The organism is Paenibacillus sp. FSL H8-0457, assembly GCF_038051935.1.
Lineage (GTDB): Bacteria > Bacillota > Bacilli > Paenibacillales > Paenibacillaceae > Paenibacillus_AQ > Paenibacillus_AQ lautus_A.
Window position 1 is genome coordinate 2,281,430 of record NZ_CP150293.1, and the last position, 21,842, is coordinate 2,303,271.

Consider the following 21,842-nt stretch of genomic DNA (forward strand, 5'->3'; position numbering starts at 1 on the left):
TAATTTATCCTGCTCGTTAGTTCTGCCCGCGGCAGTCTTAATGAAATTTATCTATTGTTTCCCTTTAGTTTAATGACTTCGTTGTTTCTTTAGAAACTAATTGTTCAAGAGATGTTGGGTAAATAGATTTTATTAGTTCTAATACAGCCTTTGCGTAGTCCTGAATTTCTTTTTGAGCATCACGTTCTAATCGCTGCGCCAAGAAATGAGCAACCGATTGAACGGATGCGGTCCAATACCAACGGACATACATTCCATAAGAGGGTAAGAACAATCGCGCTTGTTCAGCGCAAATTCCATCTGCCAATGCTCGTTCATATTTTTCCATCCCTAGCTCGATGTATGACAATAATTCTTGTGTATGTTTCTCACCAAGTTCCCAGGAGATTATGTCTCCACTGCCCTGTTTGGAGTTCTCGGGTCTAGATCTCCACTCATCCGCTTTTGGTGTATAAAAAACTGGTTCTTCGGTTATGTATCGACGACTAGATTCGTTCCAAGCATCTAAACTATCGCCGGTGCCTTCGTAATGAGCTGAACCCACTACATACTTCCACCACTGCCTAGCGACCATTAATGGTGCGTATACCTCAAATTGAGCTATAGCATGCCGAAATGGTGAGGTATGGCCTTCGCCAGCAAGAAACTTAATGAGTTTAATATCTCGCTCACTTAGTTGTGATGACTCCTTGGCATATGAGACTCGTGCTGCATTAACAACAGTTAGATCGGAGCCCATGTGATCAACTAGCCGTACATAACCTTCATCGAGAACTTTAACAAATGACATTATTTTCATCCCCCTTTTTACTGTTACCACTTTCTCCTTATGTACTGCTAATTCCTGCAAAGGCTACATTGAAGTAATCTGCCCTTTAGTTGAACAAAAGCAGCCGATCACGTTGATCTGCTGCCTTCTTGTTTTAATGAGCTATCGTTTCCCGTAAGTTTAGCGAAGTTCCCACCAACATGTCCAAGTATCTTTATGTCATCTTTGGCGTGTGAATTATTAGTCCAAGCTCCTAAGTTCCAACTCATATATCTAAGTCCTAGGTAGCGAGAGGCGATTGCATACATTTGATTGAAATGATTATCTGAAAACTCCATAGTATTAGCAGCCAGTAACTCCCTATATTCCTCAATTTGTTCCGAGGTACCTCAGCGAAGAGGAATGTCTAGAAATAAAGAGCCATACCTAGCTTCTTCCCAATCAATAAAAATTACATCCGTATTGTTATGGACTAACACGTTTCCTGGATTAAGGTCGTTACGTTAGCTTAACGAAAGAACAGCCGATCACATTGGCCTGCCTTCTTGTCTTTATTGACCTCTTTTACACGCTCCCTCAACGACATTCTAGCTTCAATATAATTTTCCAGTCTTAAAATGGGGCAGGATTATTTTAATTAAATAGCGAATATCTCTGTAAGTAAGATTTTTGGAGAAAAATGATAAAAAATGTATGATATTAGGGGGATATTATGGCTAGAAAAAAAACACCAACAGAAGTTGGAGAAGATTTGTCAGCTTGGTTCGAACAAAGCCGCCCAAAATTGCGGAGAATGATCGTCCGTAATTTTCGTTGTATTGGCCCGAAGCCAGTGTCGATCGATTTAGATGATATTGTGGTTTTGGTCGGCCCCAATAATGCTGGGAAGAGCTCTATATTGAAAGCTTATGAACTTGTTATGAATCACGGTTCAAAGAAATGCCTGCTAACGGAATCAGATTTTCCTAATGGGAGAGTAAATACGACTGATCTCCCTCAAATTGAGCTTCATACAATAGTTAACGGCGATTCGACTCCAGCTTTGAGATGGGTTGAGAAAATTGAGGGGCAAGCTATTGTTAGAGAACTATGGACGTGGCACTCGGCTAATGCCGAACCAAAGAGGCAAGGATATGATGTTCAAAAACAAGCTTGGGATGAACAAGTTCCCTGGGGCGCACCAGGTGTAGCTCGATCTAAACGGCCGCAACCACACATGGTTGAGGCATTCGCTCATCCTCAAGAACTCGAAAAGCAGATCCTTGATTTGCTTAACGCAATTATTAAAGAACGAATCAAAAATTTCCAATAATTACCAGATGCGGATAACCAATTATCGGACTATGCAAGGCTACTTGCACAAATCTCTGAGTTGAGGAAAAAAATCCTCGCTGATTCTATGACCGAAATTCAAACAATTGAGAGCGATTTATCTTCTGCGATTGCTGAGATTTTTCCAGGATATGTAGTTAAGTTTGATCCAAGAGCCGAAGATGATATCGAAAATGATATCTCACTTTTCAAAAGTTCATCCAAATTACTTATGGGACCAGACCAAGGGTATCAGGGTGCCATCGACAAACAAGGTAGTGGAGCCAGAAGAACATTACTTTGGTCTGCATTGCGTCTGATTGTACAGAATGGAACAGGGAAAAAGACAGATAGTGGTCGGCCCCATGTTCTTCTTTTGGACGAGCCAGAACTGTGTCTTCATCCTAACGCCGTAAGAGAAGCTTGCAGAGTGCTCTATGATTTGCCGAAGCAAGGAAACTGGCAAGTTATGCTTACCACCCACTCACCAGCATTTATTGATTTATCTCGCAACAATACGACTATTGTCCGTGTTGAGAGATCGGAGCAAGGTGAGATTTTTGGGACTACTGTGTTTCGTCCGGACAAAGCCCAACTTGATGATAATGATCGGGAGAGGTTAAAGCTTTTAAACATGTTTGATCCACATGTTGCCGAGTTTTTCTTTGGAGGTCATACAATAATCGTAGAAGGTGATACGGAGTACACTGCATTTAAGTACATCATCTCAAAGAATCTTGAGAAATATCGTAATATACATATCGTACGAGCGAGGAGCAAGGCAACAATTGTTTCCCTTTGCAAAATCCTTAATCATTTCGGCAATGGGTACTCTGTGCTTCATGATACTGATGTTCCTTTTCTTGAAAATGGACATAAAAATTCTGCTTGGGCACATAATGCTTCGATTCTTGCTGTAGTTAAGGCCTCACCATTTCAAAATGTCAGACATTTATCCTCTCTACCAAACTTTGAGGCTGCTTATTTTGGTCAACTAAAGGTTAGTGGCAGCAAGCCGTATAACGCGCTAGTTCAGATCCAAAATGATCCGGTTTTTTTTCAAAAAGTAGAGGAGGTTTTACAAAGTTTAATTAACCAACGTGATGAGCTTACGCTTGGTTGCATTTCATGGACAAACGAAGATGAACTTTTAAATTTTGTACTTCCTCTACAGCAAGTAGGGGCTACGATTCAAGATGGCGATTAATACACCACCTATCCTCCAGATCATTAACTCCAGGGGGGAATGGTATGGGCCGTTTTATGAAGGAATTGACACCGGATATCCATCTTTATACCGCCCTAATGGACAAAAGGTCGATACTTGCGTTCATTAATTACGAGCTGATCGGTGGGGGTTATATTGAGGAGGTAACCGCGGATTCGGTGAAAATTCAAGATGAGTGGTACAATCGGGCTTTTTTACTTTTGGATATAAATAAATTAAGACTAAGGGACCGCTCTCCATTACAAGAGCGGTCCCATTTAATTAATCAAAAGCACAGGAGTCCATGGTATTGCCCAATAGATTAATGAACTGAGTACATTAAGAAAATTATCGGGTTGTTCCTTTTAGGACTAATACTTCCTTAAGTATTCGATGTATTCCTTGTAATTCTTCATTAGTTAAAGGAATCAGTAAGCTCTCAATTTTATCTAGGCTTTCCGCCTTAAATTCGTCCTCATCAAAAAATGTATCATCATCAAAAAGCTGAGAAGGACTTACGCTAAGAGCTTCTGATATTTTTGCTAAGGTATCTAGTGTTATATTTACCTCGCCCCGTTCAATTCTCCCCAAATACGACTGGTCAATTTGAAGTTTCTCCCCGAGTTCTTCCTGTGTTAAATTTCTTGCTTTACGAAATAATCTAATTTTCTTGCCTACTTGAGAATAGATAATTGACATTTATGCCACCTCTATTTAAGAGTAGGCAGTTTTCTGAAATGAATGAAGAATATTCAACTACATAATACCATTTGAAAATAGGTGTTATATATCCTAAAATTGTACTTGGACTTATAAATTCAAAGGAGAACACCTAATGACATCATTGCCACATCATCATGTGATAGAAAATGTAGTACAATACAAAATGCGAGGGAAAGTAGCCTATCTTGGTAGTGTTTCGGCCACATCAGCATTGCAAATAACCTATGTAAAGCCATATGATCACCCTTCTGGGAAAGGTTACCAACGGCCGGTTGATAGTAAACGATGTAATGACTTTGCCTTATATCTGTCAAAAGGCGAAAATGCTTTATTCACACCCATTTTATTAAACGCAGAATCAAAATGGGAATTTAGCCCGTATGACAAATCTAGATCATCATTTGGTCGTTTGATTTGTAAAGAACAAGCTTCCTTGATGGATGGTCAGCATCGATTAGGTGGTATAAAACGCTATACACAAGATACCAACTCTGAGATCAATGTACCTTTTTTAGCATTTCATTATCTAGACGAGGATGAAGAGATTCAATTATTCGATACAATCAATACTAAAGCCAAAGGTATAGGATCGTCATTAAGTAAATATCTTCATAGAAATTCAGATGATAATAGTTGGGTTGCAACAGAACTTATAACACGAGGTGATAGTCCATTCCATTTCATCGGGACTCTCACAGGTAAACGGGTATCAGGTCGTCATGTAACACTTCAAAATTTGTATAAGTTACTTGAACTGCTGACAAAACCTGAGCAAATTTCAAGCTTGAGTAGGGAAGAAAAACTAACACTTTGTCTGGTGTATTTTAATGCAATTAAAGAGCAATTTAATCCAGAGTGGCTTAGTTACAAAGAATATCGATTAACGCACATAGTATGTCTGAATGCTCTGGCAATAGCAGGGGCGGAGATTTTTTCAGCATCTATAGCTCCACAAGGAAAAATTGACTATAACTTTATAGCTAAATGTGTAAAGAAATTAAAGGGTTTGGAATGGGCTGCTGAGGGTCCTCTAAGATATTTGAAAGGAATCAGTGGATCAAAGATTTTAGCGAGCGACATATTAGCTCTTACTTTACACAATGGAAAGGGTCAGTGATAATTCGTAAAATGCTTCCCGTACAATTGGGGAGCATTGTTTGTCTCAATAGTGAACTATCCACTATTAAACAAGCTCCTTGATGCAATCTGGACTATCATTTTTCACATTACCAACAATTGTCGATACCGGATATGCTTTCATTTCTTTTGGATCATAAGGCTTTACAAGCGATAAAATTACCTCTGGATCTTGGAGGTCTCTGTTTAACCATGTTACTTCATCCTCGGGTTTTAAAATAAGGGGCATTCTATTATGGATTTCCGCTACAATTGGATTTGGCTCGGTTGTAACGATTGCTAAGCCACTTGTTTTTTGTCCATCAGGTGTAGTCCAGGTATCGTAGATACCTGCAAAGCTAAAAACGCGTTCGGATTTTAACATTATACGCATCGGCTGCTTTCCTTCAACCGTAGTCATCCATTCGAAAAAGCTATTGGCGGGAACCAAACACCTTTTCCTTAGAGTAGGAACTTTAAATTTTTCGAGCATAGTTTCTGCTCGTACATTAATAATGCTGTTTTTATGGTTCTTGGCCCACGAAGGGATTAACCCCCATCTAAGTTTACCAATCCGATTTGATTGTCCATCATTTATAATTGTCATGACCATTTGAGATGGACTGATATTGTAACGTGGTTGATGATCTAGTGGGCTAGAAGGATTAACACCATATCGAACAAACAACTCTTCAAGGGAGAGGGTTAGAGTATATCTACCGCACATGTCTATACCTCCATTTTTACCAGTATTCAAACTCTTCTTGCTTATAACTCTAAGATATAAAATGTTAGACATCTCATTAACTTTTATATAATCTACTATATGGATTCTATTTTGTTGACATTTAATAAAAAAAACCGTCTGCAGGAATCAGGCATCTTTTCCGATAAAAGGGCATCCTATAGGCAGGCTTGTCTTCCAGCGTTTCACTGCGGGCATTGATCATTTTGGCTCCGCCCGAGGAATCTTTGGCCCAGGAAGGGACAAGCCCCCATTGCAGCTGCCCGATCCGGTTGGTGCTCCCGTCATGGATAATGGCCGTGACCATCTGCGTAGGCGCGATGTTGTACCTGGGAACGTGAAAGGGAGAGACCGATTCGGGATCAATGAGATACCTGGTCATCAGCTCTTCCCAAGTAACGGTGAGCGTAAAACGTCCGCACATCGTTTCAAGGCCTCCTCTCATTCGAGCCGCTTTAGATCAGAACATCGACTTATGCTGGCATTCCCGACGGAATGGCCATATAAGGATGACGGCTCGTTTGTGTTTGAGTATATCAAATATTGCACAACTTACCAAAAGGGTCCGGCGCTCAGCCGGGTCGAGCATCATGAATGGAGGATTTTTCGTGTTTGATTTAAAAGCTAACGGCACCTCGGTCAAGACCGAAGTTGTTGCCGGGACCACGACATTTTTTACGATGGCTTATGTGACCGTGGTGAATCCGCTGATACTGTCGCAAGCGGGCGTGCCGTTTGAACAAAGCTTCACGGCTACGATTATTGCCGCCGTCATCGGTACGCTGCTCATGGGGCTCGTAGCCCGTTACCCGATTGCCGTGGCGCCGGGGATGGGGCTGAATGCTTATTTTACGTATTCCGTTGTCCAAGGGCATGCCGGACTTGGTTATATTGAAGCCTTTTCCGCCGTTTTTATCGCCGGTATTCTGTTTCTGCTGTTATCGATGACTTCCCTGCGGCGCAGGTTGATTGAGATGATCCCGGCGAACCTGAAGCATGCGATCACGGTCGGGATCGGCCTGTTCATTGCTTTTATCGGCCTGCGGATGAGCGGCATTATCACCGCGCATCCGGATAATCTGGTAGCGCTCGGCGATCTGCACCAACCATCGGTCGTGCTCGCCTTGGTGGGCTTGGCGGTTACGCTCGTGCTATTGTCCCGCGATGTGAAGGGCGCCTTGTTCATCGGCATGATTTTCACCGGCATTATCGCTTATTTTGCCGATATGCTGTCCTTTACCGGCGGGATTATGTCCGTTCCCACGCTGCCGGAAGGCATTCTGGTATGGAACCCGATTACCGCCGCCTCGGATGTAATCAGGCACGGGCTCTATGCCGTGGTGTTCTCGTTCCTGCTTGTCACGCTGTTCGATACCACGGGCACGGTCGTTGGCGTGGCAGAGCAGGCGGGGCTGATGAAGGATAACAAGCTGCCCCGCGCGGAACGTGCCATGTTCTCCGATTCGGTGGCAACCGTGGCCGGTTCCATGGTCGGCACAAGCCCGACCACGGCGTATATCGAATCCGCAGCCGGTGTCGGCGCAGGCGGCCGCACAGGCTTAACCTCGGTGGTCGTTGCCGGGCTGTTCGTGGTTGCGGCCTTCTTTAGCCCGCTGATCGGGGCGGTGGCCGGATTGTCCGCCATCACGGCACCTTCGCTTATCGTGGTGGGCTGTCTGATGCTGAGCAACGTTCAGCACATCCGGTGGAATGATTTTGATGAAGCGTTCCCTGCGTTTCTCGTGATTTTGACCATGCCGCTTACGTCCAGCATCGCAACTGGGATTGCGCTCGGTTTTATTTCATACCCGCTCATGAAAATCGTGAAGGGCAAGTGGAAGGCGGTTCACCCGCTGATGTATATTTTTGCCGTGCTGTTCGTGCTGCAGCTCGTCTTTGTTCCGCATTGATAAGGAGCGCGGAAATCCCCTGCAAGGTCTTTAGAGCAGACCCGGCAGGGGATTTTTTGGCATGGCGGACGACCGTATGGCGGGTGGATCCCTTGTTGCGGATCAGGCGACATTATAACGGTTTCCCGGCTGATGCTGCCGCAGCAAGGGGAACACTGACAGCGGGGGGATGGACGGGGCTCAGCGAGTCCGGCTTCATACGTCCGCGTACGTTGTGACAAGGCCGTGAGCTCGGTATCGCCGTTCCACCAGCAGCCCTCATCATCCCGTTCCAGGTGAAGGGACTGTTCTTCCGTGCCGCTTGAGAGCGTAATCCGGACCTTCCGGGTCTCCCAGCTGCTTGTGGTTTCGACCTCGTAGGAACAGTGGAGAGTCCGGCCTTCCAGGCTGGCTACGACCGTTCCGGTGAGCGTAAATCCATCGTCATGCCGATAGAGCCGGCCATGCTCCAGCGAAGGAAGATCGTGCCGGTTCCATAGCAGCGATTGCAGAAGCTGGCCGGACTGGCCGGAGCTTGCGTTTTTTGGTCCGATGGACTGCAGGTCTTGTTCAGCGTGCATATTGTTGTTCAAACGTGATCCCCTCCTTGATCCATAATTAACGAATTGGCCGTATCCCCTGGCTCCGATGATCCGAGAGGGCAGCAGGCAGGGGATCCGGCATGGGCAAGACGGCGGCGCAGGCACGGCGCGGATATGGATGCGCGCGGCAGTCAATCACACGTCTCCGCCGTTTCAACCTCCAGTATATCTACCAGATTAATCCATGTATCCCCGACAAGCAACCGCTCGTTCAGGGTATTGATTCGGGAGATCCTTCCGTTTACCGCGTAATTTCCGTACTCCCCGTATACTTGCAGCTGTATGGTTTCCTTGCTCCGGTAAGCCGTGCTGATCTTTTCTATAATCCACTGCATCTGCTGCTCATCCAGAAGAGGGTGGGTCTGCTTATGCTTCTCGCCCTGCTTCTCCAAAATGGCGTCGCGATGCTCAAACAGCATCATGCGGCTGGATTCCCATAGACCGTTTCCCGTTAGTTTTTTCATTTGTAGTGTCCTCCGATCTTGGCGTTCAGAAATTTCAGCTGGCTGGTTTTGGTTAGCGATGAGCCGAAGTAAACGGAGGAGGGACCATATTGGTTGTTGATATCGTCCATGGTATGTTCCAAATACATGAGCCGCTCCCGGTCGCCGAAGAGAGACAGCTGGTAAACGGCGTCACTCTGCAGTTCTCCGAGGGAGACCCAGATTTTGCGGACAGGGCCGCCGTCCCAGTGCTTGCGGAACAGCTCCTTGGCAGCCGCATACACTTCGCGGGACAGATGCGTGGGCTCGGCAATCTTCATTTGGCGGGAGAACCCCACCGGCCGGTCGAAATCGGCGCCCTGGGCGCCGGCGTGGACCACGTTGCCCATGTAGCCTTTGGCCCGCGCCCGCTGGCAGATGAGCATGGAGAGCTCGTTCAGCACGACATCGATGTCCTGCTGGTCATGATAATCGACGGGAAGCGTGGTCTGCCGGCCGATTCCTTTTTGCCCGTCGAATGCATCGGGCGTCACTGGGGAATCATCATAACCATTGGCGGTTCGCCACAGCACTTCGCTCCAGATGTCGCAGTTTTTTTTCATGTAGCGCTTCATTTTGAATTTGAGATCGGGAAGCGGCGTATGGGCCAGCTCCCCGATGGTCTGGATGCCGAGCCGTGCCAGATGCTTCGTGGTCCGCGAGCCCACGCCGAACATTTTATGGGTGGGGCAGGCCCAGAGCGCGTCCATGGTGGCCTCGTTCAGCTCAAAGATGCCGTCCTCATTCTTCTTGGCGAAATTGTCGCAGGCCAGCTTGGCAAGAACCTTGTTGCGCCCGATGCCGACTCGGGTATAAACGCCGGTCTCGCCCCGCACCCGCATCTGAATATGCCGGGCGAGCTCCTTCGGCGTGCAGCCAAAGTGCGCCAAGCTTGCCGTCACATCGATGAATTGCTCATCAATGCTGAACGGCTCCACGAGATCGGAATAGGATTCGAGAATGCTCATGATCTGCAGGGATACCCGGATATAGGCGCTCATGCGCGGTTTCATCACGACCAGATCGGGGCATTTCTGCTGGGCCTGCCACAGGGGCTCCGCCGTGGTGACCCCGTGATCCTTCGCAAGCGGGCATGCCGCGAGAATGATGCCGCTTCGCCGGGCAGGGTCGCCGGAGACGACCAGGGGTCTGTGTTGGTATGCGGGATTCGCCGCTTTTTCAACAGAGGCATAAAAGGACTGGCAGTCCGCCAGAAAAACGACGCGCTGCTTGCGTTTATGCATGATGATTCCTCCTATTCGAGACGAATGTGAAATGTTTCAGCCAGACGCATTTGAATATCGGCCCTCACAAAATCCCACATCAGCTCCATGTCATGCTGGTAGCCGCGACATCGGTAGCGGATGGTGACGGAGTGCTTCTGGCGCCGGGTTTCCAGAATGGCGATGCCGCGTGTGCGGCAGCTTCTCTTGAGCTCGGCGAGCTTCGCGAACGTCATCTTCTGAATGGTCTGCAGATGGAACACGTAATAGTCGCTAATGCCGGTATGCTTCATGCTGCGGATATCCCGTTCCAGCACGTCCAGCAAAATCGGCAGAATGACGCAGTCCTTGACGGACAGCAGCTCTTCCTCGGTTTGCAGCGGAGACGCAGACATACCTGATGCCTCCTCATCGTTCTTCATATGCTCCTCACTATTATATAACGAACATACGTTCGTTATGCAACTGGTAAATACAGAGCATGATGCGGCATTCCATATATGGACTCCAAAACGTTTGTGAAGTAATATGAAAAGATCGTGTATTCATCCGGAAAAAATTTCATAAGAGTAGGGGTACAGCCTCCATGAACATACCCAAACGACGCCTCAAAATCAGTCTTGCGATGGTCATGCCTGCATTGGTTTCATTATCCATCCTGATGACGATGTCGATCATGGTCTACATCCAGTATAAAAACGAGAAACGATCCCTGTACGACACGACCATGTCGCTGAATTTATCATCCGCGCAAAAAATGGCGGTTACCATAGAAGCGCTTTTCTCGGGGATGCGCCAAAGTCTGCGCGCCGCCGCAAGCAACCCGGCCATTGAGGCAAGAGCGGCATCCGACGAAAAGGAGCTGCAGGTTATCTTTGATCTTATGCTCCAGAGCAGCCCTTACTTCAATTCCGTATTATGGGCCGACGAAAGGGGGAGCATTCGGGTCGTCTCTCCTGCGGGAAATCAGGCAAACCATGCCCGATTAATAACGGAGGGGGCCATTCAAGCATTAAACGAGAGAAAATCCTATCTTTCGGTACCGTATAGGAGTCCGACCGGCCGCTGGATCGTGTTTGCGAGCGAGCCGATTTTTGACGGATCCGGCAAGTACTGCGGCATGATAGCAGGCACGATTTATCTGGAAGAAAACAATATATTGCATCGGATCTTCGGATCCGGTGCTGGAAATGAAGAGGACTCCTATTCTTATATCGTGGATTCCGGCGGGAAGGTGCTCTATCATCTGGAGGAAAGCCGGGTCGGGGAGGACGTGAGTTCTAACGTGGTCGTGAGACGGCTCATGGATGGCGAGAGCGGCATGCAACGCGTGACGAATACGCAGGGCGACGATTACTTGACGGGTTATGCCAGCGTGGCGATGAATGGCTGGGGGATCGTCATGCAGACGTCGGTAAGCTCCATCCTGGCCGATGTCAATCGAAATTTGCAGGACCAGCTGAGAAGCATGCTCTTTCCCATTGCGCTCATGCTGTTCATTGCCGTATATACGGCCGCAAGAATTGCCGCCCCGTTTACCCGGCTCTATAAATTAACGAAATCGGTAGCAGCCGGCCAAACGGTGTCTTCCCAGGAATTCCGGCCGCATTGGAACCGGGAAGCCGACCAGTTGAACCGGATCATGGGAGCCGCCGCGGAAACGATGGCCAAGCAGACCCAGTCGCTGCAGCAGGAAGCGATCACGGATCCATTGACGGGGCTGTCCAATCGCCGGGAGCTGGAACGCTGCCTGGAGTCTTGGGATGCGCTCGGGGAGCCGTATGCCGTTATTCTCCTGGACATCGACCATTTCAAAGCGATAAACGATACATACGGCCACCAAACCGGCGATCAGATCCTGAAGCTCGTGGCGGCCGTCATGGTGCATTGTGCTCCCGCGGATGCGGTATGCTCCCGTTTTGGCGGGGAAGAGTTTGTCATTCTTCTTCGCGAACGCAGCCTGGATACGGCATACCGTATGGCTGAACGGATACGCAGGGCGATCCTGGTTTCCCCGACCCCTTATTCCGGAACGCTCACCGTATCGATCGGCGTATCGTTGTATCCGGAGCACGGGGGAAACCGGGAGGATGTATTTCAAGCGGCGGATATGGCGTTGTACCGGGCGAAGGGGGAAGGACGCAACCGCACGGTGGCGGCGGGATTATCGGCATGAGAGACATCCTGGCCGCTTTGGTGAACCGGATATCTTTTTTTGTATATAGGGGTGTAATTCCGAGCACACTCCTATACAAATCAAAAAAAATTGATGCTTGACGTGCTGCGGATCGATTGCTACAATCATCGCATCAAAATAATTTGATGGAAAATGAGGTGACAACATGAAGGTCTCTACCATACATGAAGACGTATTAAGCCTGTATGAACAGAAATTCAAAGCATTGTCCGATAAGAATCGGTTGAGAATCATTTATGAATTGAACCAACGAGGTAAAGTATGCGTATGTGACCTAACGGACATGCTGGATCTCCCTCAATCGAAACTGTCTTACCATCTGAAAATGCTGCTGGATGCAAACATTATTTTGATGGAGCGCATCGGAAAATGGAACTATTACGAGCTTAACGATGATGAAGTCAAGGGACTGCTATCCGAGAAGCTGTGCTGCGTGTTTTATCCGAATTCCAAAGCATAATTTTTTTGATCGATGCATCAAAAAAAATTGATGCATTTAAAAATAAGGAGGATTTCCCTATGAAAAACATTGAGTTTAAGGTAACCTCATCTTCCTGCTGCACACCCCGAGTACCGTCAAACACCAAGGAAACAGTCAAGGAGGAGTATGCTTCCTATAACGATAACCTGCCCGTGGCGATAATCGGTGCCGGACCGATCGGTTTGGCAGCAGCAGCGCACTTGGCAGAGAGAGGACAAAATTTCATCCTTTTTGAAGCCGGATCCAGCATTGGTCAAAACATCCTCCAATGGGGACATGTACGACTATTCTCGCCATGGCAGTACAACATCGATAAAGCCGCCGAGCGTCTTTTGCGCAAACAAGGATGGAAGCCTCCTGTATTAACGGAACTGCCTTTCGGTCAAGAGATTGTCCATCAATATTTAAAACCTTTAGCGCAGTTGCCTGAACTTGCGCCCAATATCATGTTAAATTCCAGAGTAGTCTCCATATCGAAAAAGAATACAGATAAAATGAAATCGGCTCATCGCGAAGCTGCACCATTCGTGCTTTATGTTGATACAAATAACTCCACGCAACGTTTTGAAGCTAGGGCCGTGATCGATGCGTCCGGAACCTGGGGACATCCGAATCCGCTGCATGCTGACGGAATATGGACACGGGAAGAGCGTGATTTGAAAGATCGTATTTATTATGGGATTCCGGATTTATCAGCAGAACAAAGGCAGAAATACGCAGGGAAACGCGTTGCAGTGGTAGGAGGCGGACACTCGGCGATCAACACTCTATTGGATCTGGCCCAGCTCAAAGAAACGGATTCGAATACGGAAATTATTTGGGTGATGAGAAAGAAATCGGTGCAAGAAGCCTATGGCGGGGAAGAGAACGATCAACTCGAGGCTCGCGGGGCGCTTGGAAGCCGTATTCACCAGTTGATTGATGCAGGCCAAATCCAAGTGGTTACTCCATTGATGATTGAGGGGGTTTCCCAACAAGATGGGAAGATTGGCATCAAGGGGACTGCCAATGGCGAAGGCAAGGAAATCCAAGGTATTGATGAAGTAATCGTGAATACAGGGAGCCGACCTGATTTTTCATTTCTGAGCGAGATCAGACTTAGCATGGATCCTGCCACGGAGAGCGTCGAGGCGCTGGCTCCGCTAATTGATCCGAATGTACACAGCTGCGGCACCGTAAGACCTCATGGCGAGAAGGAACTTCGTCATTTGGATAAGAACTTTTATCTTGTCGGGATGAAGAGTTATGGCCGGGCTCCGACTTTCCTCATGGCTACAGGGTATGAGCAGGTCAGATCCATTGCAGCCTATTTGGACGGCGATCTGGAGGCGGCGTTAAAGGTTGAGTTGGAGCTGCCGGAGACCGGCGTATGTGGCATCAGCAGCGCACCGAATGCCAACGATTGCTGTTTGCCGGCCTCATCTGCTTCGGGCTGCAAATAAATCGCCTAAACGATTGAAATCAGGCACACTTTCCATTAACATATAAGCATTGACTTATATGGGACAGAATCGTCATTTTATTTTGCCGGAGGAAAGGGATGAATCTTAATGGAGCCCATGAACGAAATAGCCGAGAAACTCAAATTGCTTGGGGATAAAACAAGGCTTACGATGTTGACGCTCCTTAAGGAAAGAGAATGGTGCGTTTGCGAGTTCGTGGATATTTTCGATATGTCGCAGCCGGCGATCAGCCAGCATCTGAGAAAGCTGAAGTCTCAGGGAATCGTCAATGAAGCCAGGCGAGGGCAATGGGTTTATTATTCATTGAATGTGGATGACAAGCCGTATATCCAAGCCGTATTAAATGAGATGCCAGGCTCGCAAGAAGTATTGTCATCCATGAATAAGGAGGTTAACTGTACTTGTAACTAACCGAGAGTCAGCCGGCATTCGCATAAAGTAGGATTGTTGTTCATTATATAAGGATATAGTTATATATTGATTCACCGTGAAACATAATTGTATTCCGGCTCAACACGTCATTGGAGGTTTGAACATTGGTTTCTGTTGTCCTGGCCAGCATCATATTTATTGTCACATTAATTTTTGTCATTTGGCAGCCTAAAAATCTATCCATTGGATGGTCGGCTTGCGGAGGCGCTTTGCTGGCGCTTCTCGTTGGAGTCGTGGACTTCCAGGATGTGAGGGACGTCACCTTGATCGTATGGAACGCAACGCTCGCGTTTGTTGCAATCATCATTATTTCGTTGATATTGGATAAAATCGGGTTATTCGAATGGGCTGCGCTGCATATGGCCAATGCCGCCCGGGGAAACGGCATCCGGATGTTTGTGTACGTCTCCTTGCTTGGAGCGGTTGTTTCCGCATTCTTCGCGAATGACGGAGCGGCTCTCATCTTGACACCGATCGTACTTGCCATGGTACGGGCACTGAATTTCGATGAACGAAAGGTATTTCCGTTTATTATCGCAAGCGGCTTTATTGCGGACACCACCTCGCTTCCGCTTGTCGTCAGCAATCTGGTGAACATCGTATCTGCCGATTTCTTCGGCATCACGTTCATCGAATACGCCAGTCGCATGCTGGTTCCGAATCTGTTTTCTTTGGCAGCTAGCGTTCTGGTGCTTTACTTGTTTTTCCGCAAAAGCATCCCGCGGAATTATGACGGTACCCAGCTGAAGCAGCCATCCACGGCAATTCAGGATCCTGCCATGTTCCGTTTATCATGGATCGTATTGAGCATGCTGCTGATCGGTTACTTTGTGTGTGAATTTGCAGGTATACCCGTATCGATCGTCGCCGGCGTTATCGCGATATTGTTCCTGCTGATGGCGAGAAAAAGTCCAGCTGTGCAAACCAAGGAAGTGCTTAAAGGGGCGCCATGGGCGATCGTGTTTTTCTCGATTGGCATGTATGTCGTCGTATATGGCTTGCGCAATGCAGGCCTTACGGATCTTCTGGCCGGCGTCATACAGAGCGCAGCGGATCAAGGGTTGTTTGCCGCTACCATGGCCATGGGTTTTATTGCCGCCATGATTTCGTCCATTATGAACAATTTGCCGACGGTGATGATCGATGCACTCGCAATCGATGCAACCCATACGTCGGCAGCCATTAAAGAGGCCTTAATTTATGCGAACGTGATCGGTTCCGATTTAGGTCCCAAAATTACGCCGATCGGCTCGCTGGCAACCTTGCTTTGGCTGCATGTCCTTTCTGCCAAGGGCGTGAAAATCAGCTGGGGAACCTATTTCAAAACAGGGATCATATTGACCGTCCCGACGTTATTCATAACCCTCTTGGGTTTATATATCTGGTTGACCATATTGTAAATGATCAGGATAAGAGGAGAGGACGAAGATGGGGAAAAAGACGCTATACTTCTTGTGCACAGGCAACTCTTGCCGCAGCCAGATGGCTGAAGGATGGGCTAAAAAGCATCTGGGTGATGATTGGAATGTCTACAGCGCCGGGATCGAAGCTCATGGTCTAAACCCGAATGCGGTCAAAGCTATGAACGAAGCGGGCATCGATATTTCGAAGCAAACGTCGGATATCATAGATCCGACGTTGTTAAATCAATCCGACCTGGTGGTCACCTTGTGCGGCGATGCTGCTGATCGTTGCCCCATGACGCCTCCGCATGTTCGCCGTGAACACTGGGGATTTGACGATCCTGCCAAGGCTCAGGGAACCGACGAGGAGAAATGGGCGGTTTTCCAGCGCGTTCGCGACCAAATCGGGGAGCGCATCCAACAATTCGCCAAAACCGGCGAATAATACAAATCGTTACAGCCGGGAGCATTCCCGGCTTTTTTTCATTAGGAAGAAAACATGAAAAAAGGTTAGCTTTCCGAAAGCTAACCTTTTTCCTGCTAAAGGGCAGGGGGCACCGCTCCCGGTGCTGCCCTATTAAATGGCGGCGTGCAGGGCTTGGGCGAACTTGGAGATTCCGGAAGGGATATCCTCGGCCCTGGCACGGGCGTAAGTGAATCGCACGTATCCGGAAGCCGAACCGTACACGCTTCCCGGCGCGAAAATAACGCCTTTTTGAATGGCGGCCTCCAGCAGCTTGCTGTCATTCACTTCCGGCACGATCTTGCACCAGAGATGCAGGCCGCCCTTCGGCACATGGAAATGAACCAGGCCTTGCAGCTCTTTCTGCAGGGCTTCGATCAGTAAATCCCGCTTGTACAGCAAGCTCGCTCGCAGCCTGTCCAGGTGGGGAGCAAAATAGGAAGAGTCGATAAACTGGACGGCAAGGCTTTGGGGCACCACGCTCAGCCCGAAATCCATCTGCTGCCTGGCGTCTGCGAGCCGCTCCACGATGGAATTCGGGGCGACCATCCAGCCTACGCGAAGGCCGGACGCGGCTATTTTCGAGAGTGACCCGATGTAAAGCACCGACCCGATGGAATCCACGGATTTCAAAGGAGCCGGCGGCGGGCACTGGTAGGCGGTCAAACTGAAGGGATCGTCCTCCACGATGGGAAGTCCAAGTTCACTGGCTGCATCCAGCAGCTGCGACCTTCGCTCCTGAGCCATGACGGTGCCGGTCGGATTCTGAAAATTCGGATTAATGAAGATCATCTTGATCCGGTGTTTCTTGTACAGGGAGCGGATGTCCTCCGGCCGCACCCCTCGTTCATCGACAGGGAGTCTGAACAGGCGAAGGCCGGCCGATTGAAACATCGGCAGCGAATAGCAGTACGACGGATCTTCAATGGCCACCGCATCGCCTGGCGACAACAAGCACTGCGTAATGAGATACAGCGACTGCTGAGACCCCGACGTGATCAATATGGAGGATTCGGTGGTCTGGATCCCCCGATATTTTTTCAGATACGTAACCAAAGCCTGCCGGAGCGGACCATATCCCTGCGGGTTGTCATATCCGAAATAGGACGTGTTCGATTTTTGACTCATTAACGTATTCATTTCTTGGATCGGCGCCAAATCGCCGGCAAGCTCTCCGCTGGCAAAATCGATCAATGAGGGATCATGCGCCAGCGCTTCCCGAATCCGGCGAAGAAAAGGGAGATTCGGCAGGAAATTCCCTCCCTCCGCATAGCGGCGCCAGTTCGGCGTATGCTTGGGCGTGGCTCCCCATTTGGAGTTGCTGACCCGCGTTCCGCTTCCGGAACGGCTCTCTATGATTCCAAGCGCCCGAAGCTCCGAGTAAGCCAGAACCACGGTGCTTCGATTAACCCCTAACTGCTCCGCGAGCTTTCGTTCGGATGGGAGTAAGCTGCCCGGTGGAAACTCACCATAAGATATTCTTTGCTCCAGATCATCGGCAATTTGCTGATATAGAGGTCGTGTGCTGTTACGATCCGGCTTCCACACCTTCCTCATCCTTTCGTGACATATTCAGGCGGTTTCTGTCTGTAACCTTAATCATATCATTTAGCATAAATAAAGGCTTTTCATAATTTCATCATTACGATGACAAATCTTGAGCCATCCCTTCAATATGGACGGGATATCGGACTGCGAGTTGGACGGGGGCAACATGACCGACTTCCCGAAATGCGGCTGTAAGTCGCTCCGATTTCTTGACAAAACATAAAAACAGGAATAAAGTATATTTTAGTTAATCGTAATTATTACGATTTAAACAAAAGGCAGGAGGTGCTGAATATGCGAGTGACCATAACATTGGCATGCACGGAAACAGGGGACCGTAACTATACAACGACCAAAAATAAACGAAATCACCCGGAGCGGATGGAATTGCGCAAATATTGTCCGCGTTTGAAGCGGGTGACGCTGCATCGGGAAACCCGTTAGCGCATGCTTTAACGCAAGCCGGACCAGCCGTCCGGCTTATTTGACTTCAAACGAAATGGGACTACACTAAAAGTAACAGCAAGAGACCATGTCAATGAGGGGGATGGACGGGATGAACCAGGAACGACAGGATTCCGGCGGAGAGATGCTCCTGAGCGCACATACCCCGGAACAGTGGAGACGGAGAAGGCAGGAGCTAAACGAGTGGATCAACAGACCCAAGGTACGCAAACAGCCCAAACGCACGCGGCTGTTCGGCAATGCCCCTGTCGACGAGCAATTGTATCCGATATTGATTTCGCTGCAGCAGGCGGGCTTGGAGACCGAGTTTTCCTGCGCGGGCGTAAGCCCTCTCGATGAGCCCGTGGATCATTCCCTGTACGCCTACCTAACCTTTTTCGCAAAGGGTCCTGCAGAGCGGTTCGCTGACATACTTATCGAAAATATGAAGCATCGGGCTCTGATTACTTATGAGCCAGCCCGTCATCGCTATGACGTATCGTCGTTTTTTATCGGACATAACCGGTCCTTCTGCCTTCTTCTGCAGCGCAGCGCGGATCAATTACTGAGCGATTCAGCCCGGTAGAATGCGGGGCTTTTACATAAGATATCATCGTTTTGCCGGCTCAGAGCCTTGAGCAGCTTAGTCTCGGACAACCCCATTGGTTAACGCTTCTGTATCAATTGCCACAGCGGCCGTGCCGCGTGCGGTGATATATTGAAGCAGGACATACACCAGCCTGCCCTATATCGATAACGTCCAGCAAAGGGGAGAAAACCATATGCCGAGTAAAGAGAGTACGGCTGTAAAAGAGCAGCTGACCGCCGAGGGATTTCATCATAAATGGGAACATGCCGGAACGATTCGGCAGTATATCGAAACATTGCCTCCATATCCTGCGTTGTCCGAGGAACAGGAAGGGTTTGAGACCCGCCGTTTCCATAGCGGATCGGGCGTAAGCATGAATTATTATGTATCGCATGGCACGAAGGAACGGGGGACCGTCGTTTATTTGCACGGCGGAGCCTATATCGAAGAGATTCTGCCGCCCCACTTCGCGTTTGCCAGACAGTGGACGAAACGAACCGGTTTCACCGTCATCCTACCCAATTACCCCACCGTTCCGGCTGCCGATGCGAAAAAGCTGACGGGGCTGATGCGCGAGTTTTACGTGCACGTATGTGCCCAGGCCGGGAGCCCGGTACTTCTTATGGGCGATTCGGCCGGCGGCGCGCTGGCTCTCGACATGGCCCAGTCGGTCAAGGAGACGCCGATGCAGGCACAGGGGCTGATTCTGATCTCGCCATGGGTGGATGCAGCCACGGACAATCCGCAGATATCCGCGCTCGGCATCCCGCAGCGCGACGTCTTTCTCCAGCCCGCCGGGCTCGGAGCGGTAGGAAGGATGTATGCAGGAGGCCTTCCGATGGACGATCCTGCGGTCAGTCCTTTGTTTGGCGAGATGGGAAGCCTTCCCCGCACGGTCATTCTCGCAGGAACCGACGACTCCCTGCTGCCGGATGCTCGTCTGCTGCGCGATAAGATGGCCCGGGAAGGCGTCGATACCGAGTACTGGGAATACGAGAACATGATGCATGTGTGGCCCCTGTTTCCGATGCCTGAAGCCGGAGAGGCACTGGAACGGCTGCATCAATGGACGGCGCGCGAAGGTTGAAAGCCGAAATGGAGGGTGACCCGCCATCCAATTGGATGGTCACAACTGTCGCGCAATTGGATGGTGTACATCGGCCGATTGTTCATTATAATGAGGCAGAAACGACCATTTCATGATGATATAGGTTGATCCTGAAGCCTCAGGTTCTATAATAGATTGTATATAATGAATAATCGAATGGGGTTGTTTGTGGTTGGTTATGTATATTATCGTCATCGCGCTGGCATTAATTGGAGGAATATCAACGCTTCTAGTAGGATTATCTCAGGAGAATAAGAAGGCAAACCCGAACTATGAGCGGAAAACGAGAACCAATCTCACGAAGCTGCTCATCATTTATCTTGTTTCGTTAATAGCGTTTATTGTGATATGGATGATTTTCAGATAGGCTGAGTTCGCTCCCGGTCCATGACCGAAGAGCGGGCTTTTTTTATTCAAATAAAGGAATTGAGGACAAGGCCGACGAAACATGATGCTTGCCGGGCTTTTCCGGTACTATGATAACGAAGAAGAAAAGGGCATCGTCTCTAATGGAAGGGGAGGTTTTAGGATCAGATGGCATTCAACATAGGCATGATCGGTACAGGCTGGTTCAGCAGAGTGCATGCAGATATTTTGTCCAACATGGACGGAGTGAACGTTGCCGCCTTTGTCGGGACGAGTCAGGAAAAAGCGGAACAAGCGGTGCGGGGCTATGCTGGCGCCAAGGCGTACAGCAACGTTGAGCAGATGCTGGATGCAACCAAGCCCGATGCGGTTTATATCCTCGTTCCGCCGTTTGCGCATGGAGAGATCGAAGCCCAGGTGGTGGAGCGGGGCATTCCTTTTCTGGTCGAGAAGCCGCTGGGCACGAACCTGGATACGCCACGGCAGATTCTGCATGAGGTGAAGAAGGCCGGTTTAATTACGTCTGCAGGGTATCATTTCCGTTATACGGATGCGGCCATCAAGGCTGCCGAGCTGCTGGAAGGCCGGAAGATCGGGATGGCGCTTGGCTACTGGTTGGGAGACATGCCGCAGGTGTACTGGTGGAGACAGCAGGAAGGCTCGGGAGGGCAATTCATTGAGCAAACCACCCATATGGTTGACCTGCTTCGCTGCCTGCTGGGTGAAGCGGATGAAGTGTATGCGGCTTTTGCCCATCGCGCGATGAAGGATGTTCATGAGGGGGTAACGGTACACGACGTGGGCACTGCGACGCTGAAATTAAAATCCGGCGCCGTGGCAACGATCTCCAATACCTGCATGCTGCCAGAGTCGGATCGGGCTGGCTTGGATATTTATACGGAGCAGGGGATCATCGGCATTCAATCCGATAAACTCATCGTCAAGGAAAAAGGACGAACGACGGAATACCGGAATAGGGCTAATCCGTATCTTCGGGAGAGTGAAGCGTTCATCCACGCGGTTCGCACCGGCGATGCCTCCGGAATCTTATCCTCCTACGAGGATGCGTTTAAAACCATGGAAATTACCTTTGCTGCTTTGCAGTCGGCCGAAACGGGGGTCCCGGTGAAGATCGGGGAATGATCCTAAACATCCAGTGGTCGCAACAGAATCCCAAGGTGTCCCGCAAGATCATCAGATCTTGCGGGACACCTTTTTTTTCGTTTCGCAAGACGATCCATGCGCGAATCGCCGCCTGACGTTAACCAAGGGAATTCTCGA

22 protein-coding genes and 1 pseudogene are annotated in these 21,842 nt (G+C 48.9%); 14 read left to right on the plus strand and 9 right to left on the minus strand.

The window, feature by feature from the left end; genetic code table 11:
- Window positions 1–64 precede the first annotated feature (64 nt).
- On the minus strand, window positions 65–790 hold the full coding sequence (gene thyX, locus MHI43_RS09915; RefSeq protein ID WP_036665895.1) for an FAD-dependent thymidylate synthase: 726 nt from the start codon (window positions 788–790) through the stop codon (window positions 65–67).
- A gap of 691 nt (window positions 791–1,481) precedes the next feature.
- Between thyX and MHI43_RS09920 the strand changes: the two genes are divergently transcribed.
- Window positions 1,482–2,081, plus strand: coding sequence for an AAA family ATPase (locus MHI43_RS09920; RefSeq protein WP_155989923.1), 600 nt, complete (start codon window positions 1,482–1,484; stop codon window positions 2,079–2,081).
- An 87-nt stretch (window positions 2,082–2,168) separates the two neighbouring features.
- A complete protein-coding gene (locus MHI43_RS09925) occupies window positions 2,169–3,287 on the plus strand; it encodes an AAA family ATPase (protein WP_341283253.1) in 1,119 nt (372 codons plus the stop codon).
- A gap of 348 nt (window positions 3,288–3,635) precedes the next feature.
- Here MHI43_RS09925 and MHI43_RS09930 read toward each other — a convergent pair whose 3' ends face one another.
- A complete protein-coding gene (locus MHI43_RS09930) occupies window positions 3,636–3,986 on the minus strand; it encodes a helix-turn-helix transcriptional regulator (RefSeq protein WP_036665891.1) in 351 nt (116 codons plus the stop codon).
- Window positions 3,987–4,122: 136 nt separating this feature from the next.
- Here MHI43_RS09930 and MHI43_RS09935 point away from each other — a divergent pair, with 136 nt between their 5' ends.
- Entirely contained in the window at window positions 4,123–5,127 is a 1,005-nt protein-coding gene (locus MHI43_RS09935; RefSeq protein WP_036665890.1) for a DGQHR domain-containing protein, read from the plus strand.
- 66 nt (window positions 5,128–5,193) lie between these two features.
- On the opposite strand, the gene MHI43_RS09940 is transcribed toward MHI43_RS09935, so the two are convergent.
- Together MHI43_RS09940 and MHI43_RS09945 are read right to left on the minus strand one after the other, a co-directional pair.
- Window positions 5,194–5,925: an SOS response-associated peptidase gene (locus MHI43_RS09940; RefSeq protein ID WP_341283254.1), complete on the minus strand. Its 732-nt coding sequence runs from the start codon at window positions 5,923–5,925 to the stop codon at window positions 5,194–5,196.
- Between the two features lie 55 nt (window positions 5,926–5,980).
- Window positions 5,981–6,295 (minus strand): annotated as a pseudogene (locus tag MHI43_RS09945) (DUF159 family protein); the annotation flags it as partial.
- A gap of 184 nt (window positions 6,296–6,479) precedes the next feature.
- Here MHI43_RS09945 and MHI43_RS09950 point away from each other — a divergent pair.
- The gene (locus tag MHI43_RS09950) at window positions 6,480–7,781 is read left to right on the plus strand and encodes an NCS2 family permease (protein ID WP_009592553.1); all 1,302 of its coding nucleotides are present in this window, start codon (window positions 6,480–6,482) and stop codon (window positions 7,779–7,781) included.
- Here the strand turns inward: MHI43_RS09950 and MHI43_RS09955 are convergent.
- The 4 genes from MHI43_RS09955 to MHI43_RS09970 form a co-directional block, all read right to left on the minus strand.
- Window positions 7,718–8,353, minus strand: a complete 636-nt coding sequence (locus MHI43_RS09955) for a putative glycolipid-binding domain-containing protein (protein ID WP_036665887.1) — start codon at window positions 8,351–8,353, stop codon at window positions 7,718–7,720. The genes MHI43_RS09950 and MHI43_RS09955 overlap by 64 nt on opposite strands.
- A gap of 140 nt (window positions 8,354–8,493) precedes the next feature.
- Window positions 8,494–8,826, minus strand: coding sequence for a YolD-like family protein (locus MHI43_RS09960; RefSeq protein WP_015734344.1), 333 nt, complete (start codon window positions 8,824–8,826; stop codon window positions 8,494–8,496).
- Window positions 8,823–10,088, minus strand: a complete 1,266-nt coding sequence (locus MHI43_RS09965; RefSeq protein WP_036665885.1) for a DNA polymerase IV — start codon at window positions 10,086–10,088, stop codon at window positions 8,823–8,825. The genes MHI43_RS09960 and MHI43_RS09965 overlap by 4 nt, the downstream gene beginning before the upstream one ends.
- An 11-nt stretch (window positions 10,089–10,099) precedes the next feature.
- The gene (locus MHI43_RS09970) at window positions 10,100–10,462 is read right to left on the minus strand and encodes a hypothetical protein (RefSeq protein WP_036665883.1); all 363 of its coding nucleotides are present in this window, start codon (window positions 10,460–10,462) and stop codon (window positions 10,100–10,102) included.
- Window positions 10,463–10,653: 191 nt separating this feature from the next.
- Here MHI43_RS09970 and MHI43_RS09975 point away from each other — a divergent pair, with 191 nt between their 5' ends.
- From MHI43_RS09975 to arsC, 6 genes are all read left to right on the plus strand, one after another.
- Window positions 10,654–12,243, plus strand: coding sequence for a sensor domain-containing diguanylate cyclase (locus MHI43_RS09975; RefSeq protein WP_036665881.1), 1,590 nt, complete (start codon window positions 10,654–10,656; stop codon window positions 12,241–12,243).
- Between the two features lie 166 nt (window positions 12,244–12,409).
- Window positions 12,410–12,724: a metalloregulator ArsR/SmtB family transcription factor gene (locus MHI43_RS09980; protein WP_015734348.1), complete on the plus strand. Its 315-nt coding sequence runs from the start codon at window positions 12,410–12,412 to the stop codon at window positions 12,722–12,724.
- Window positions 12,691–14,187 (plus strand): FAD-dependent oxidoreductase, encoded by a 1,497-nt coding sequence (locus MHI43_RS09985; protein ID WP_235201901.1) that lies wholly within the window; start codon window positions 12,691–12,693, stop codon window positions 14,185–14,187. Before MHI43_RS09980 ends, MHI43_RS09985 begins: the two co-directional genes overlap by 34 nt.
- A gap of 108 nt (window positions 14,188–14,295) precedes the next feature.
- On the plus strand, window positions 14,296–14,619 hold the full coding sequence (locus MHI43_RS09990; RefSeq protein ID WP_015734350.1) for a metalloregulator ArsR/SmtB family transcription factor: 324 nt from the start codon (window positions 14,296–14,298) through the stop codon (window positions 14,617–14,619).
- Between the two features lie 125 nt (window positions 14,620–14,744).
- On the plus strand, window positions 14,745–16,040 hold the full coding sequence (locus tag MHI43_RS09995) for an arsenical efflux pump membrane protein ArsB (RefSeq protein WP_036665879.1): 1,296 nt from the start codon (window positions 14,745–14,747) through the stop codon (window positions 16,038–16,040).
- A 28-nt stretch (window positions 16,041–16,068) separates the two neighbouring features.
- Window positions 16,069–16,488, plus strand: a complete 420-nt coding sequence (gene arsC / locus MHI43_RS10000; protein ID WP_015734352.1) for an arsenate reductase (thioredoxin) — start codon at window positions 16,069–16,071, stop codon at window positions 16,486–16,488.
- Between the two features lie 132 nt (window positions 16,489–16,620).
- On the opposite strand, the gene MHI43_RS10005 is transcribed toward arsC, so the two are convergent.
- Window positions 16,621–18,063, minus strand: a complete 1,443-nt coding sequence (locus tag MHI43_RS10005) for a PLP-dependent aminotransferase family protein (protein WP_036665877.1) — start codon at window positions 18,061–18,063, stop codon at window positions 16,621–16,623.
- 285 nt (window positions 18,064–18,348) lie between these two features.
- Here MHI43_RS10005 and rpmG point away from each other — a divergent pair, with 285 nt between their 5' ends.
- From rpmG to MHI43_RS10025, 4 genes are all read left to right on the plus strand, one after another.
- Window positions 18,349–18,498, plus strand: coding sequence for a 50S ribosomal protein L33 (rpmG, locus tag MHI43_RS10010; protein WP_009592608.1), 150 nt, complete (start codon window positions 18,349–18,351; stop codon window positions 18,496–18,498).
- 112 nt (window positions 18,499–18,610) lie between these two features.
- Window positions 18,611–19,084, plus strand: coding sequence for a hypothetical protein (locus tag MHI43_RS10015; RefSeq protein WP_015734354.1), 474 nt, complete (start codon window positions 18,611–18,613; stop codon window positions 19,082–19,084).
- A 196-nt stretch (window positions 19,085–19,280) separates the two neighbouring features.
- Window positions 19,281–20,174 (plus strand): alpha/beta hydrolase, encoded by an 894-nt coding sequence (locus MHI43_RS10020; RefSeq protein WP_036665871.1) that lies wholly within the window; start codon window positions 19,281–19,283, stop codon window positions 20,172–20,174.
- Window positions 20,175–20,729: 555 nt separating this feature from the next.
- Window positions 20,730–21,704: a Gfo/Idh/MocA family oxidoreductase gene (locus MHI43_RS10025; protein WP_036665869.1), complete on the plus strand. Its 975-nt coding sequence runs from the start codon at window positions 20,730–20,732 to the stop codon at window positions 21,702–21,704.
- The last annotated feature ends 138 nt before the right edge of the window (window positions 21,705–21,842 follow it).